Origin of the sequence: Pseudoalteromonas sp. HM-SA03 (genome assembly GCF_002289345.1) — a bacterium.
Taxonomy (GTDB): Bacteria; Pseudomonadota; Gammaproteobacteria; order Enterobacterales; family Alteromonadaceae; genus Pseudoalteromonas.
Map to the genome: position 1 here is coordinate 22,483 of NZ_NSDG01000077.1, position 13,367 is coordinate 35,849.

Here is a 13,367-nt window from a genome sequence, read left to right on the forward strand (position 1 = left end):
TAAAACCTTTTAACTTGAGAACATAACCGCTGTTAATACAAAGTCAAAGCCAAGTACAGCCAGTGAAGAATGTACTACCGTCTCTGTCGTCGCTTTACTTATTCCTTCTGAAGTAGGAATACAGTCATAGCCTTTGTATAGCGCGATCCAAGTTACTAATAGTGCAAATACGAAACTCTTAATAAGACCATTTAATATATCTTGTTGAAACGACACTTGCGATTGCATAATTGACCAGAAGCTACCTGAATCTACGCCTAACCAATCAACCCCCACCAGGTGTGCGCCTAAAATAGCGATCGCAGAAAATATCAGTGCGAGTAACGGCATACTAATAAAACCAGCCCAGAAACGAGGAGCAACCACCCGTTTCAGCGGGTCTATCGCCATCATTTCTAAACTAGATAATTGTTCCGTAGCCTTCATCAAACCGATTTCGGCAGTTAACGCACTGCCTGCACGTCCTGCAAATAAGAGTGCAGTTACCACTGGACCCAGCTCTCTAAGTAAACTCAAAGCAACCAAAGGTCCAAGGCTATCTTCAGCGCCATACCCAACTAACACGGTATAGCCTTGTAATGCCAATACCATGCCGATAAATAAACCAGACACCATGATAATCAACAATGATTGATGACCAACCATGTAAAGTTGCTTTATCAACAGCGGCGTGCCTTTTCGGAAATTAGGTAAGCTACATAGCGCTCCAAAAAGCATTGTTGTGGCACGACCAAGTGCGGCAAAACGGCTGAGGGTTTTGTGGCCTAGTTTTTGTAAAAAGTCGACCATTACTCATTCTCCTTGCAACAGCGCTTGCTGATAATCTGGCGCTTTAAAGTGGAATGGTACAGGACCATCCGCAAGGCCTTGTAAGAATTGCTGCACCAATGGCGATTCATGTTCAAGCATCTGCTCAGGAGTTCCTGTACCAATCACACCTTGTTCAGCGATAATAACAACGTGGTCTGCAATGCTCAGCACTTCGGTAACATCATGAGTGACAATCAGTGACGACAATCCCAATACTTCATTAAGCGACTTAATCAAGCGAACTAGAACGCCCATAGAGATCGGATCCTGACCTGCAAATGGTTCATCGTACATAATTAGTTCAGGATCAAGCGCAATAGAACGTGCTAAAGCAGCACGTCTTGCCATACCGCCAGAAAGCTCTGCCGGCATTAAATCTTTTGCACCACGAAGGCCAACCGCTTGGAGTTTCATCAACACCACTAAACGGATTAACTCTTCAGATAATTCAGTATGCTCGCGTAGAGGAAATGCCACATTATCGAACACGCTCATATCAGTAAACAAAGCGCCACTTTGAAATAACATGCTCATGCGCGTTCGAGCCTGATATAACGCTGCTCGAGCCATGTTAGGGATACTGTTTCCAGCAAAAAGAATATCACCGCTATCAGGCTTTAGCTGCCCACCGATCAATCGCAACATAGTGGTTTTACCAATGCCGCTCGGCCCCATTATTGCGGTAATTTTGCCCTTTGGTACAGAAAAGCTCATGTTTTTGTAGATGATCCTTTCACCCCGAGAGAAGGTTACATCCTTGATTTCTACAATTGACTGCGACAAGTCGCTCTCCAGATCCAGACTATATTCATCCAAGTATGATACTTTTTTTTCAAACAAGATGGAAAATCGTTTTGGTAAAATTTTGTAAGTAGTGAAATGTAACGGTTTGCTTATACTTTCCAGAGCGCTTTTGATAGTATCTATCGAAATTTTAATCCTATTGGCTAGAGGTTCATGGTTTTATCGTTTGTTATTCTCATTCTTGGCTTTATTGCACTGGTTTGGAGTGCTGACCGCTTTGTTTTTGGTGCGGCCGCTCTTGCACGAAACTTTGGTGTGCCAACATTAATTGTTGGTTTAACTATCGTGGCCATGGGTTCTTCAGCGCCAGAAATGATGGTTGCTGCGCAAGCCGCTCTTGCAGATAAAACAGACACCGCCGTAGGCAATGCCATAGGTTCTAACATCGCCAATATCTTACTCGTTTTGGGTCTCACCGCGTTATTAAGGCCACTCTCCGTTGGCTCTGGCATTTTGCGCCGTGAAATGCCGCTGTTGGTCATCGTTTCATTGGCAGCTTGGTATATCGTTAGTGATAATCACTTTAGTTTCGTAGAAGGTGTTTTGTTATTAGTCGGTTTTGCCGCTTTTCTTCTTGCACTTATCATTATCACCAAGCGTGGGGGTGGAGATAATGATGACCCATTCGTCAGTGAAGCCTGTGAAGAAGTGCCCAATAATATTCCAACTCAAAAAGCCGTTTTTTGGTTAATCGTGGGCATGATTTTACTGCCTATTAGCGCGGATTATCTCGTTGGCGCTGCGGTTGATATCGCCAAATATTTTGGCATGAGTGATCTGCTAATAGGATTAACCATTATCGCCGTTGGTACTAGTTTACCCGAACTTGCAGCTTGTGTTGCTGGCGTACTTAAAAAGGAGGACGATCTAGCGCTTGGCAATATTATTGGCTCGAACATCTTTAATATATTGGCAGTACTATCAATTGCAGGGATCATTAACCCATCCGTCCTCGACGCCAATATTGCGTCACGTGATATCTTTATTATGCTTGGCGCGACACTACTGCTTATCCTAATGAGCCTCAGCTTAACAGGTCAGCGCCGCATCAACCGCTTGGAAGGTGGCATACTTGTCGCAAGCTTCGTCGGTTATATTTACTACATCATTTAAGGAAGCCTTGTGACAACGAACCCATTTATTGACTCTGCAAATCAAGTTTTTGCTACCGAACTTGCAGCAATAGAAGAAGTGCAACAGTTTGTTGATCAACAATTTGTAAAAGCCTGTGAAATTATGTTTGGCTGCCAAGGTCGCATCATCGTGATTGGCATGGGTAAATCAGGCCACATTGGTAACAAAATCGCAGCGACACTCGCAAGTACTGGCAGCCCTGCATTTTTTGTTCATCCAGGTGAAGCAAGTCACGGCGACTTGGGTATGATCACCAAAGATGATGTGGTACTGATGATTTCCAACTCAGGGGAAACCCAAGAGGTGATCTCAATCCTGCCTGTGATAAAGCGTTTAGGAGCCCCCGTTATTTCCATGACAGGCAACCCGAGCTCTACAATGGCTCGTAATGCAACGATTCACCTTTGTGTTAAAGTATCAAAAGAAGCCTGCCCATTAGGACTTGCACCCACGGCTAGCACCACAGCTACACTAGTGATGGGTGATGCGCTCGCGGTTGCGCTACTTGAAGCCAGAGGCTTTACGGCTGATGATTTTGCGCTTTCTCATCCTGGCGGTAGTTTAGGAAGGCGTCTACTACTAACCGTTGCTGATGTCATGCATCAAGGGGATGCAATCCCTATGGTCAATAGTCATTGCACAGTTAAAGAAGCTTTATTTGAAATGTCTGCTAAAAGTTTAGGTATGACGGCAATCGTAGATGAAAGCTCGCAATTACAAGGTATTTTTACCGATGGTGACTTGCGCCGTATTATCGAACAAAAGGTCGATATTCACACCACCCCAATCACGCAAGTAATGACGGCTAAAAGTACGACGGCACGCGCCGATATGCTCGCAGCTGAGGTACTCAATATCATGGAAACCAAACGAATTAATGGCTTGATTGTGGTAAACGAAAACAACATACCGGTTGGCGCCTTGAATACGCAAGATTTACTTAGAGCGGGGGTGCTGTAATGCAATTTGAAGATTTATATCAGACGATTTCAACTGAAGCTTGGGAAAAAGCAAAGCAAATCAAATTATTAATTTGCGATATTGATGGCGTATTCTCAGATGGCCGTATATACCTTGGTAATAATGGTGAAGAACTGAAAGCATTTAATACCAAAGATGGATTTGGTATTAAGGCCTTGATTGATAGTGGTATCGAAGTCGCCGTTATCACAGGTAGGCATTCACAAATAGTTCAGCAACGCATGACTAGTTTAAATGTAACTTATATTTACCAAGGCCAAGAAAACAAGTTAGTGGCATATGATGAACTAAAGACTAAGCTCAACCTTAGTGATGACGAAATTGCGTATATCGGTGATGATGGTCCAGACCTACCCGTAATGGAACAAGTCGGTTTTGCCGTTGCTGTCAATGATGCACATCCTCTTGTTAAACATATCGCCCATTACACGACCTTAATGCCTGGTGGTTTTGGTGCTGTGAGAGAACTGACTGATCTTCTAATGCTCAGCCAAAATCACTTATTGACTTCCAAAGGATCAAGCACATGACCGTATTACGTGTCATCTTACTCATTGTTTTCGCTTCTTTAATGGTATGGATGTGGTCGCCCATGTTTAATCCATCAGAGGCGGATCCAGCAAAAGAAGATGAACCGTTAGCTAAGCCCGATTATGTTGCGACCACGCTTCAGCAAACGACCTATAGTGAAAATGGCTTATTAAACTATCAGGTAACTGCTGATAAGATGGAGTTGTATCAAGATCTTGGCTTTAGTCACTTTGAAAAGCCTATTTTTACCTTATATAACGGTGAGCAGAATTGGCAAATAAGTGCATTAGAAGCAACCCTATACGAAAACAACACCTTGATATTAGAGGGCAATGTGCTGGCAAAGAATTTAACGCTTAACGCCATGATCACGGATATCAATGCCGATAATGTAAGAGTTGAAATTAAGCAAAAATTGATGAAGTCAGAACACCCTGTCGTTATCAACGGCCCTAGTCTTAGGATCACAGGTAAAGGACTGCATGCGGATCTACAAAAGCAAGTGATCGAACTCATCAACCACACAAAGACAATTTATTATGACCAGTAAAATCATTAACAAACTAGTTTTCATCGGCTTGCTTGCAAGTTCTACTCTCGCAATTGCTGCAGAACAAAATGAAGTCATTATTGATGCTGGCCGTCAGCAAGCTCAACTGCAAAGCAACATCGGTATTTTTGAACAGAATGTTGTTATTATTCATGACAACAGAAAAATAAATGCCGATCGCCTAGAAGTCCACCGCCGCGCTGAACTTGGTTCAAATAAGCAGCTACTAATTGCCACTGGCAACCCTGCTGTTTTTGAAGAGGCTCAAGCGGATGGTACAACCTTACGCGCAGCGGCAAATGAAATTCGCTATGATGTTGCTGAATTAAAATTGGTACTAACTGGCAATGCTGAAATATCGCAAGCAGGCCAAAAAAGTAGTGCACAAGTCATCATCTATGATATTGAAAAGCAACTGATCAGTGCTGAGCGCTCAGACCAAGAAAATTCTCGGGTAAGAACCATCCTTGTTCCTGTAGATGACAAGAAAGACACAAAAGATAAAAAAGCACAGGAAGAAGGTAACAATTAATGAGCGAGCTCAAAGCAACTGGTCTAGCAAAGAGTTATAAAGGTCGTCAGGTCGTCAAAAATGTTAGCTTGAGTGTTCAAGCTGGCAGTGTTGTAGGCTTATTGGGTCCAAATGGCGCAGGTAAAACCACCACTTTTTATATGATTGTAGGGTTAGTACCAAGCGACAAAGGTTTTATTCAGATTGATGACGAAGATATCACTTTGCTACCGATGCACAGCCGTGCACGACTTGGTATTGGCTATCTACCGCAAGAGTCTTCAATCTTTAGAAAACTCACGGTCTATCAAAATTTGATGGCGATTTTAGAAACTCGAAAAGACTTATCTAAAGTTGACAGAGAAGCTGAACTAAATGAGTTACTGGATGAGTTTAATATTCAACACATTCGCGACTCACAGGGCATGGCATTGTCGGGAGGCGAAAGAAGACGAGTCGAAATTGCTCGCGCTTTAGCCGCAAACCCTAAGTTTATCCTGTTAGATGAACCTTTTGCTGGTGTTGATCCTATTTCAGTGTTAGATATAAAGGCAATCATAGAGCACCTAAAAAACCGCGGTATCGGTGTGCTAATCACCGATCATAACGTTAGAGAAACACTGGACGTATGTGAAAAGGCCTACATCGTTTCACATGGTGAGTTAATCGCTGCAGGCACGCCAGAACATGTTTTGGCAGATCAAACCGTAAGAGATGTCTACCTAGGCGAACAATTCAAGCTATAGTTAAGACGTAGTATTAATAACTGTTAAAAAGGATTGTTAGAGATACATGAGGCAATCATTACAGCTGCGCATGGGGCAGCAACTTACAATGACTCCGCAACTGCAACAAGCCATTCGCTTGTTGCAGCTTAGTACATTGGATCTGCAGCAAGAAATACAAGAAGCATTAGACAGCAATCCATTGTTGGAAGTGGAAGAAGGTGATAATACTGACAGCGAAAACGCTGACCAACACGGCCAAGAAAAGAACAGTGCTGACGACAATCAAGATTCTGGCGATGAAGCACAGGTTAGTGACTATGAAATAGACTCAGATACCGCTATGAGCAAAGACACAGTGAGCGATGACCTCGCCATGGATGTCACTTGGGACGAGTATATGAGCGCTGCGCCGGCCGCCAGCTCAGGTCCACTCCCTGATGACGATAATGTTTATCAAGGGGAAACCTCTGAATCTCTCCACGATTATCTCATGTGGCAACTTGAGTTGACCCCATTTAGCCCAACAGATAGAGCTATTGCGATTGCGATTATTGAAGCGGTCGACCTGTCAGGCATTTTAACACTCTCTTGCGAAGACATTTTAGAAAGCATTAATGACGAAGATAGCGAAGAGCCTATTGAGCTCGATGAAGTCGAAGCCGTACTCAAACGTATTCAGCTTTTTGACCCTGTCGGTATCGCAGCGCGTAGTTTACAAGAATGCTTGTGTATTCAGCTAAATCAGTTCGCCCCAGATACGCCATGGATTGCCGAAACGAAAATGATCCTGACAGAACATATCGACTTGCTTGCCAGCCGTGACTATCGAACTTTGGCTAAGAAAACGCGCCTTAAAGAAGCCGAGCTCAAAGAGGTCATGACGTTAATTCATAGCCTTAACCCAAAACCTGCGGCAAGCATTATTCATGAAGAGCCTGAGTATGTGATCCCTGACGTATCCGTGAAAAAAGTAAAAGGTCGTTGGGTCGTAGAGCTAAATCCTGATGCTATGCCTAAAATAAGAGTAAATGACCATTACGCTGCGATGTCTAGAACGGCGAAATCCAGTACGGATAGTCAGTTTATTCGCTCACATTTACAAGAAGCAAAGTGGTTTATTAAAAGCTTAGAAAGCCGAAATGATACTTTATTAAAAGTTACCAATTGCATTGTGCAACAACAACAGGCATTCTTTGAACATGGCCCCGAAGCAATGCGCCCTATGGTGCTAAATGATGTTGCTGAAATGGTTGAGATGCATGAGTCCACAATTTCCCGTGTGACAACACAAAAGTACATGCATACACCTCGGGGTATATTTGAGCTGAAGTATTTCTTCTCTAGCCATGTAAGTACGGAAAATGGAGGTGAGTGCTCTTCTACAGCAATTAGAGCACTTATCAAAAAGCTGATAGCTGCAGAAAATACCGCGAAGCCATTGAGTGATAGCAAAATTGCAGATATCTTAGCTGAGCAAGGAATTAAGGTAGCGAGACGTACGATTGCAAAATATCGTGAATCCCTAGCCATTCCACCGTCAAATCAGCGTAAAAGCTTGATATAAGACGTAAAACCCAAGAAGGAAAAATGCTTATGCAACTAAATCTAACTGGTCGCCATGTAGAAATTACTGACTCATTAAGAGACTATGTCACCAACAAGTTTGCGAAGCTAGAAAGACATTTTGATCATATCAATAACGTGCATGTGATCCTTGATGTCGAGAAGCTAGTACAAAAAGCAGAAGCAACATTACACGTAAACGGCGGCGAGCTATTTGCATCAACAGAGCATCAAGATATGTATGCCGCAATTGATGGCCTTATCGACAAGCTAGATCGTCAAGTTATTAAACACAAAGAGAAGCTCACTCGACACTAAGATGAAATTAAGTGAATTAGTGAACAAGGACTGCAGCAAAGCTGCGGTCCTTTTTAATAGCAAAAAACGTATTTTAGAATACATCAGCGAACTGGCTCATAGCCAAATTCCAAATACCAGTCAGCATGCTATCTTGGATGCCTTAATGGCGCGAGAGAAATTAGGCAGCACCGGGATCGGTAAAGGCATTGCCATTCCCCATGGCCGACTTGAAGGTTTGGATAAAATCCTTGCAATGGTGCTCGTCAGCGAGCAAGGGATCCAGTTTGAAGCTATAGATAAGCAGCCTGTCGATATTTTTGTCGCGTTCATCGTACCCGAAGGTGATAATCAACAGCACCTGAAGACCTTAGCGGCGATTGCTGATACACTCAAAGACAAGTCTTTTTGCAAAATGCTTAGGCAAGCAAAAAGTGACGATGAGTTATATGCAGTGATCCAAGGTGAACTTGATGAGTGATGAAGAAAAAGGACTCGAGCTTATCATTATCAGTGGCCGCTCAGGCTCTGGTAAATCTGTAGCGCTTCGAGTATTGGAAGACTTAGGCTACTATTGTGTAGATAACATTCCAGTCAATTTGCTGCCGTCTTTAGTCCGCAGTGTTTCCGACAATTATAATAAAATTGCAGTCAGTATTGATGTTAGAAACTTGCCTAAAGAGCAGGACGAATTTAATGACATTCTTGAATACTTACCAGGCTTTGCCAAACCTACCCTGTTTTATTTAGACAGTGACGATCAAACCCTGATAAAACGCTTCTCAGAAACACGCCGTTTGCACCCGCTTTCACTGCATAATCTTCCATTAGATGTTGCGATAAAGAAAGAACGGGAATTGTTAGACGTGTTGATCACTCGCGCCGATTTTCTCATTGATACTACAGGCCTGAGCGTTCATCAACTTGCAGAAGATATCCGCGAAAAAATCTTAGGTAAAAAAGACAAACAACTCATTATTACCTTTGAATCTTTCGGCTTTAAACACGGCATCCCAAAACAAGCGGATTACGTTTTTGATGCACGCTTTTTGCCCAACCCACATTGGGAGCCTGAGCTTAAGCCGCTAACTGGCCTAGATCAGCCAGTCAAAGACTATTTATCGAGTCATAGCATAGTGCAAAAGTTTACTTGGCAGATCCAAACCTTTGTACAAACTTGGTTACCACACTTAGAGCGTAACAATCGCAGTTATCTAACGATCGCAATAGGATGTACAGGCGGGCAACATCGCTCGGTATACTTAGCGCAAACCATTGGCGAGCGATTTGCAAAAACCCATCCCAACGTCAAAATTCGTCACCGAGAACAAGAGGGTTAAATGTTAGAAGATACGTTTTTAATCCAGAATAAACTCGGCCTGCACGCTCGAGCAGCGACGGTTCTTGCACAATTAGCGACCCAATTTGATGCCGAAGTGACCTTATATCAAGGAGACAGAAGTGCTGCTGCTGATAGCGTTCTAGCACTGCTGTTACTTGAAAGCAGCCAAGGAAAAGAAGTACGAGTGGTTTGCGAAGGTCCTGATGCTCAGTATGCACTAGACGCCATTGGTGGACTAATAGAAAATAAATTTAATGAATCCGAGTAATCGTCAGTAAAACAATAAGGCCTGATTCATTTACTCCCAGCTAATCTCCCCTCCTCCGTAACCAAAGTGGTTTAATAAGTCTCTCATAATTAAGCGTAAACCTTGGTAGTTCCTAATAAACTGAGTTACACTGTAATACCAATTTAGGTTTCTTTCGTGCCGTGAAGCGAGTTGCCGAGAAAATCCTACTTTATCGTTGCCTACATCTTTAGCGTGTATTAACGATAGCAACCCACCAGCAGAAATAACACGAGTAAAATTCAAATTAAGAAATTGATTTCTGCGATAAAATAAATGAATAGGGTTAACTTACTTAATCACGTTAGCCGCCATTATTATCAAAAAGGATGCCTATGCCTGAAGTATTTGAACAAGACTACACACTGGAACAACTCCAAAAGGTAACTAATGCCTTAAACAGTGGTCAGTTTGTTCAAGTTAGGCGTATGCTCGCAGAGACTGCCCCCTGTGACACAGCACTGCTTTTAGAGTCATCTCCTCATAAAGTTCGCTCTATGTTGTGGCAACTCGTTGATCCTGATATCCAAGGGGATGTCCTAGAGGAGCTGTCGGAAGACGTAAGACTTGGGATCATCGCCCAGATGGAACCTGAGCTAATTGCTGCCGCTACAGAAGACATGGACGACGATGACCTTGGTGATGTCCTAAGAAGCCTGCCTGATACCGTCTACCAAGACGTTATCGGTGCGATGGATAGCCAAGATAGAGAACGTGCGACACAAGCATTGTCCTACAAGGAACACTCGGCCGGTGCACTGATGAGCACCGACACGGTTACTATTCGACCCGATGTTACCTTAGAAGTTGTATTTAGATATCTTCGTCTTAAAGGCGAATTGCCAGACGGTACGGACGAGTTGTATGTAGTTGATAAAGACAACTGCTTTTTAGGCACGCTGCCTGTCAATACCTTATTAACTAAGTCTCCTGACAGTATGGTTCGAGACTTGATGGATGAAGATAAGGAAACGATCCCTATCTCCATGGATGAGTCTGAAGTGGCGCAGCTTTTTGAGCGTCATAACTGGATCTCAGCTCCTGTCGTTGACGATAACGCCCATTTGCTTGGTCGTGTCACCATTGATGACGTTGTTGACGTCATCCGTGAAGATGCTGAGCACAGCCTGTTAAGTATGGCAGGTCTTGAAGATGAAGAAGACACCTTTGCGCCAGTTCTAAAAAGTAGCCAGCGCCGATCTATTTGGCTTGGAATTAACCTGCTAACCGCCTTGATGGCTGCGTTTGTTGCAAGCTTCTTCGAAGGTACTCTAGATATTTTACCTATTCTTGCGGTGTTAAATGGCATAGTACCAAGTATGGGCGGCGTTGCCGGTAGCCAAACGCTAACCCTAGTTATCCGTGGTATTGCCCTTGGCCATATTAACCAGACTAACCAAAAGTTTTTAATGGGTAAAGAGCTGGCGATCGGCGCCCTAAACGGTGTCCTGTGGTCTGTCTTGATCGCTGGGGTTATCGCTGTATGGCAGTGGGATTTTACACTCGGTGCTGTTATTGCCTTCGCGATGTTTATGAACTTAGTCGCAGCGGGTATCGCAGGTGCCAGTATTCCAATTATGCTAAAGAAAATGAATATCGACCCAGCGCTAGCTGGTAGTGTGGTACTAACAACAGTTACTGATATCGTCGGGATCTTTGCATTCCTTGGCACCGCAACTTGGTTATTAGTGTAGTAATAACAGTGTCGAAATAGCGAGAAATGCTGGTCAAAACCAGCATTTCTCGAGCTGAGAGAGGGAGTTATTCGCCCGCTATTTGCATATTATTGAGTAGTATAGAGCCGGTTTGTACTGCGCCTCGACATTCAATATCACCGCCAATGCCTTCAATCCCCATAAACATATCTTTTAAATTGCCAGCAATCGTAATTTCACTCACAGGATATTGCAGCTCACCATTCTCGACCCAAAAGCCAGCAGCGCCCCTTGAATAATCACCGGTTACTGTATTAACACCTTGCCCCATTAGTTCAGTGACTAACAAACCAGTGCCCATCGACGCAAGTAGGCTGGTTAAATCTTCGTGTGTTGGTTTTACTAACCAGTTATGGATCCCACCAGCGTGACCTGTCGCTTGCATATTCATTCTACGTGCGGCATAGCTTGCCAATAAGTAAGTATGAAGTATACCATCTGTGATAATTTCACGGTCGATGGTTTTTACACCTTCGCTATCGAAAGGACTCGAAGCAAGCCCTCTTAATAAATGTGGCTTCTCTTCAATGTTAACGCAGCGATTAAAAATTTGTGTGTCTAAAGAATCCAACAAGAAACTAGACTTACGATATAGCGCGCCGCCACCGATACCTGACACTAAGTGCCCAAATAAGCTGTTAGCAATATCCGCTCGAAAAATAACAGGCACTTTACGCGTTGATACTTTTCGACTGCCTAGTTTTGCCAGCGTAGACTGTGCTGCTTCTAAGCCAACCTGTTCAGGAGATTTTAGTTCCATGTGTACACGAGATAACGCATATGCAGAGTCACGCTGCATTTGCTCGCCTTCTTTACCAATCACCATGGTACTCAGGCTGTGTCTGGTACGTGGGAACCCTGCAATTAAGCCATAGCTATTACCATATACACGGATCCCTTGGTGGCTCGATAAGCTCGCGCCATCAGAATTCACGATTCGAGGATCGAATTCTAACGCAGCTTTTTCCGCAGCAATACATTGCTCAATGGCTTCATCAGGAGAAACTTGCCAAGGGTGGAAAAGATCTAAATCTGCTGGTGACATCTCTAGCAAAGCTTTATCCGCCACACCATTACAAGGGTCATTCGAGGTAAATCGAGCAATATCTACGGCCTTTTCAACCACAGAGCGCAGAGCTTCAGGGCTCAGATCCGCGGTTGATGCAGAGCCTTTATGATTGCCCACATAAACGCTGATACCTAGACCACCATCTTGATTAAACTCAATGGTTTCAACCTCTCCCATTCGTGTACTTACAGACAGACCTGAGGTGCTAGACATCGCCGCTTCTGCTGAGGTTGCACCTAGTTTTTTAGCATGTGCTAACACATCGGCAACTGCATTTTTCACATCATCAATTTGATTATATATAGGGTGTTGTTGAGGTTGAGTCATAGATACCTTATCCGCTCGCTCGTCTAACTAAAATATATTAGTTAATATGCTATCACAGCTACTAACTATTGTAGTGATCAATTGTGGTATACTCTAATGTTAGAGACTTTAATATTTACTAGTATAGACAAGACCAATGGCTAAACACGAGCAAACGACCGAAGAAGAGATTATTTACGTTTCAAAAAGCGAGCTTAAGCGCGAAGCGCTAGAGTTGCATGAACTAGGCTGTGAAATTGCAGGGCTTGGCAAGAAACAGCGTGAGAAGTTACCTCTAACGGACGAGCTTAAAGAGGCCATGACTGTTGCGGATAGGATCCGTGCTAAAACAGATGCTTACCGTCGTCATATGAACTACATTGCAAAGACATTGCGTAGTACTCCAAATGTCGAAGATATTCAGGCTGCGATGGATTTGATGCTAAATAAGAACAATAAAGCAGACGTATTACTGAATAAGATTGAGCTTATTCGCGATGAAGTGATTGCCAAAGGAGATAGCAAGATTAATGAGCTATTGGATAAGTATCCTGAACTTGAGCGTCAAAAAATGCGCCAGATGGCGCGCCAAGCAAGTAAAGAAGTAAAAGCTGAGAAGCCAGGCAAAGCCTACAAAGAGCTGTTCCAGTATTTAAAAGAAGCGATTATGCCGTAACGCAGTGTTGTGGCTCTGATACAACATAAAAAGGCGCTGATGCGCCTTTTGCTTATTACTTTTT

The 13,367-nt window shown here is 43.4% G+C and carries 16 protein-coding genes; 13 read left to right on the forward strand and 3 right to left on the reverse strand.

Translation table 11 applies throughout. The features are described from left to right. Positions 1-9 precede the first annotated feature (9 nt). On the reverse strand, positions 10-789 hold the full coding sequence (gene mlaE, locus CKO50_RS15465; protein WP_010376675.1) for a lipid asymmetry maintenance ABC transporter permease subunit MlaE: 780 nt from the start codon (positions 787-789) through the stop codon (positions 10-12). 3 nt (positions 790-792) lie between these two features. Next, positions 793-1,593 carry an ATP-binding cassette domain-containing protein gene (locus CKO50_RS15470; RefSeq protein ID WP_176474684.1) on the reverse strand — a complete coding sequence of 267 codons (801 nt, stop codon included), beginning with the start codon at positions 1,591-1,593 and terminating at the stop codon, positions 793-795. A 174-nt stretch (positions 1,594-1,767) separates the two neighbouring features. On the opposite strand from CKO50_RS15470, the gene CKO50_RS15475 reads away from it, so the two are divergent. The 12 genes from CKO50_RS15475 to mgtE all read left to right on the forward strand — a co-directional run bounded on the left by CKO50_RS15475 (position 1,768) and on the right by mgtE (position 11,231). Then, entirely contained in the window at positions 1,768-2,727 is a 960-nt protein-coding gene (locus CKO50_RS15475; RefSeq protein WP_010376669.1) for a calcium/sodium antiporter, read from the forward strand. 9 nt (positions 2,728-2,736) lie between these two features. Beyond that, positions 2,737-3,708, forward strand: a complete 972-nt coding sequence (locus CKO50_RS15480) for a KpsF/GutQ family sugar-phosphate isomerase (protein WP_095728882.1) — start codon at positions 2,737-2,739, stop codon at positions 3,706-3,708. Further along, a complete protein-coding gene (gene kdsC, locus CKO50_RS15485) occupies positions 3,708-4,259 on the forward strand; it encodes a 3-deoxy-manno-octulosonate-8-phosphatase KdsC (protein ID WP_095728883.1) in 552 nt (183 codons plus the stop codon). The genes CKO50_RS15480 and kdsC overlap by 1 nt, the downstream gene beginning before the upstream one ends. Continuing rightward, positions 4,256-4,810 carry an LPS export ABC transporter periplasmic protein LptC gene (lptC, locus tag CKO50_RS15490; protein ID WP_095728884.1) on the forward strand — a complete coding sequence of 185 codons (555 nt, stop codon included), beginning with the start codon at positions 4,256-4,258 and terminating at the stop codon, positions 4,808-4,810. The genes kdsC and lptC overlap by 4 nt, the downstream gene beginning before the upstream one ends. Continuing rightward, positions 4,800-5,342, forward strand: a complete 543-nt coding sequence (lptA, locus tag CKO50_RS15495; protein ID WP_095728885.1) for a lipopolysaccharide transport periplasmic protein LptA — start codon at positions 4,800-4,802, stop codon at positions 5,340-5,342. The genes lptC and lptA overlap by 11 nt, the downstream gene beginning before the upstream one ends. Further along, positions 5,342-6,067: an LPS export ABC transporter ATP-binding protein gene (lptB, locus tag CKO50_RS15500; protein WP_095728886.1), complete on the forward strand. Its 726-nt coding sequence runs from the start codon at positions 5,342-5,344 to the stop codon at positions 6,065-6,067. Before lptA ends, lptB begins: the two co-directional genes overlap by 1 nt. A gap of 46 nt (positions 6,068-6,113) precedes the next feature. Further along, positions 6,114-7,613, forward strand: coding sequence for an RNA polymerase factor sigma-54 (locus tag CKO50_RS15505; RefSeq protein WP_095728887.1), 1,500 nt, complete (start codon positions 6,114-6,116; stop codon positions 7,611-7,613). A 29-nt stretch (positions 7,614-7,642) separates the two neighbouring features. Next, positions 7,643-7,930, forward strand: a complete 288-nt coding sequence (gene hpf, locus CKO50_RS15510; protein ID WP_010376661.1) for a ribosome hibernation promoting factor — start codon at positions 7,643-7,645, stop codon at positions 7,928-7,930. Position 7,931: 1 nt separating this feature from the next. Then, the gene (gene ptsN, locus CKO50_RS15515; RefSeq protein ID WP_010605936.1) at positions 7,932-8,390 is read left to right on the forward strand and encodes a PTS IIA-like nitrogen regulatory protein PtsN; all 459 of its coding nucleotides are present in this window, start codon (positions 7,932-7,934) and stop codon (positions 8,388-8,390) included. Further along, the gene (gene rapZ, locus CKO50_RS15520; RefSeq protein WP_010605937.1) at positions 8,383-9,249 is read left to right on the forward strand and encodes an RNase adapter RapZ; all 867 of its coding nucleotides are present in this window, start codon (positions 8,383-8,385) and stop codon (positions 9,247-9,249) included. The genes ptsN and rapZ overlap by 8 nt, the downstream gene beginning before the upstream one ends. Beyond that, the gene (locus CKO50_RS15525) at positions 9,250-9,519 is read left to right on the forward strand and encodes an HPr family phosphocarrier protein (RefSeq protein WP_095728888.1); all 270 of its coding nucleotides are present in this window, start codon (positions 9,250-9,252) and stop codon (positions 9,517-9,519) included. It abuts the gene before it with no gap. Positions 9,520-9,872: 353 nt separating this feature from the next. Then, positions 9,873-11,231 carry a magnesium transporter gene (mgtE, locus tag CKO50_RS15530; protein ID WP_095728889.1) on the forward strand — a complete coding sequence of 453 codons (1,359 nt, stop codon included), beginning with the start codon at positions 9,873-9,875 and terminating at the stop codon, positions 11,229-11,231. Positions 11,232-11,298: 67 nt separating this feature from the next. Here mgtE and pmbA read toward each other — a convergent pair whose 3' ends face one another. Further along, positions 11,299-12,648, reverse strand: a complete 1,350-nt coding sequence (gene pmbA, locus CKO50_RS15535; RefSeq protein ID WP_095728890.1) for a metalloprotease PmbA — start codon at positions 12,646-12,648, stop codon at positions 11,299-11,301. Between the two features lie 136 nt (positions 12,649-12,784). Here pmbA and yjgA point away from each other — a divergent pair, with 136 nt between their 5' ends. Continuing rightward, entirely contained in the window at positions 12,785-13,303 is a 519-nt protein-coding gene (gene yjgA / locus CKO50_RS15540; protein WP_010605940.1) for a ribosome biogenesis factor YjgA, read from the forward strand. Positions 13,304-13,367 lie beyond the last annotated feature (64 nt).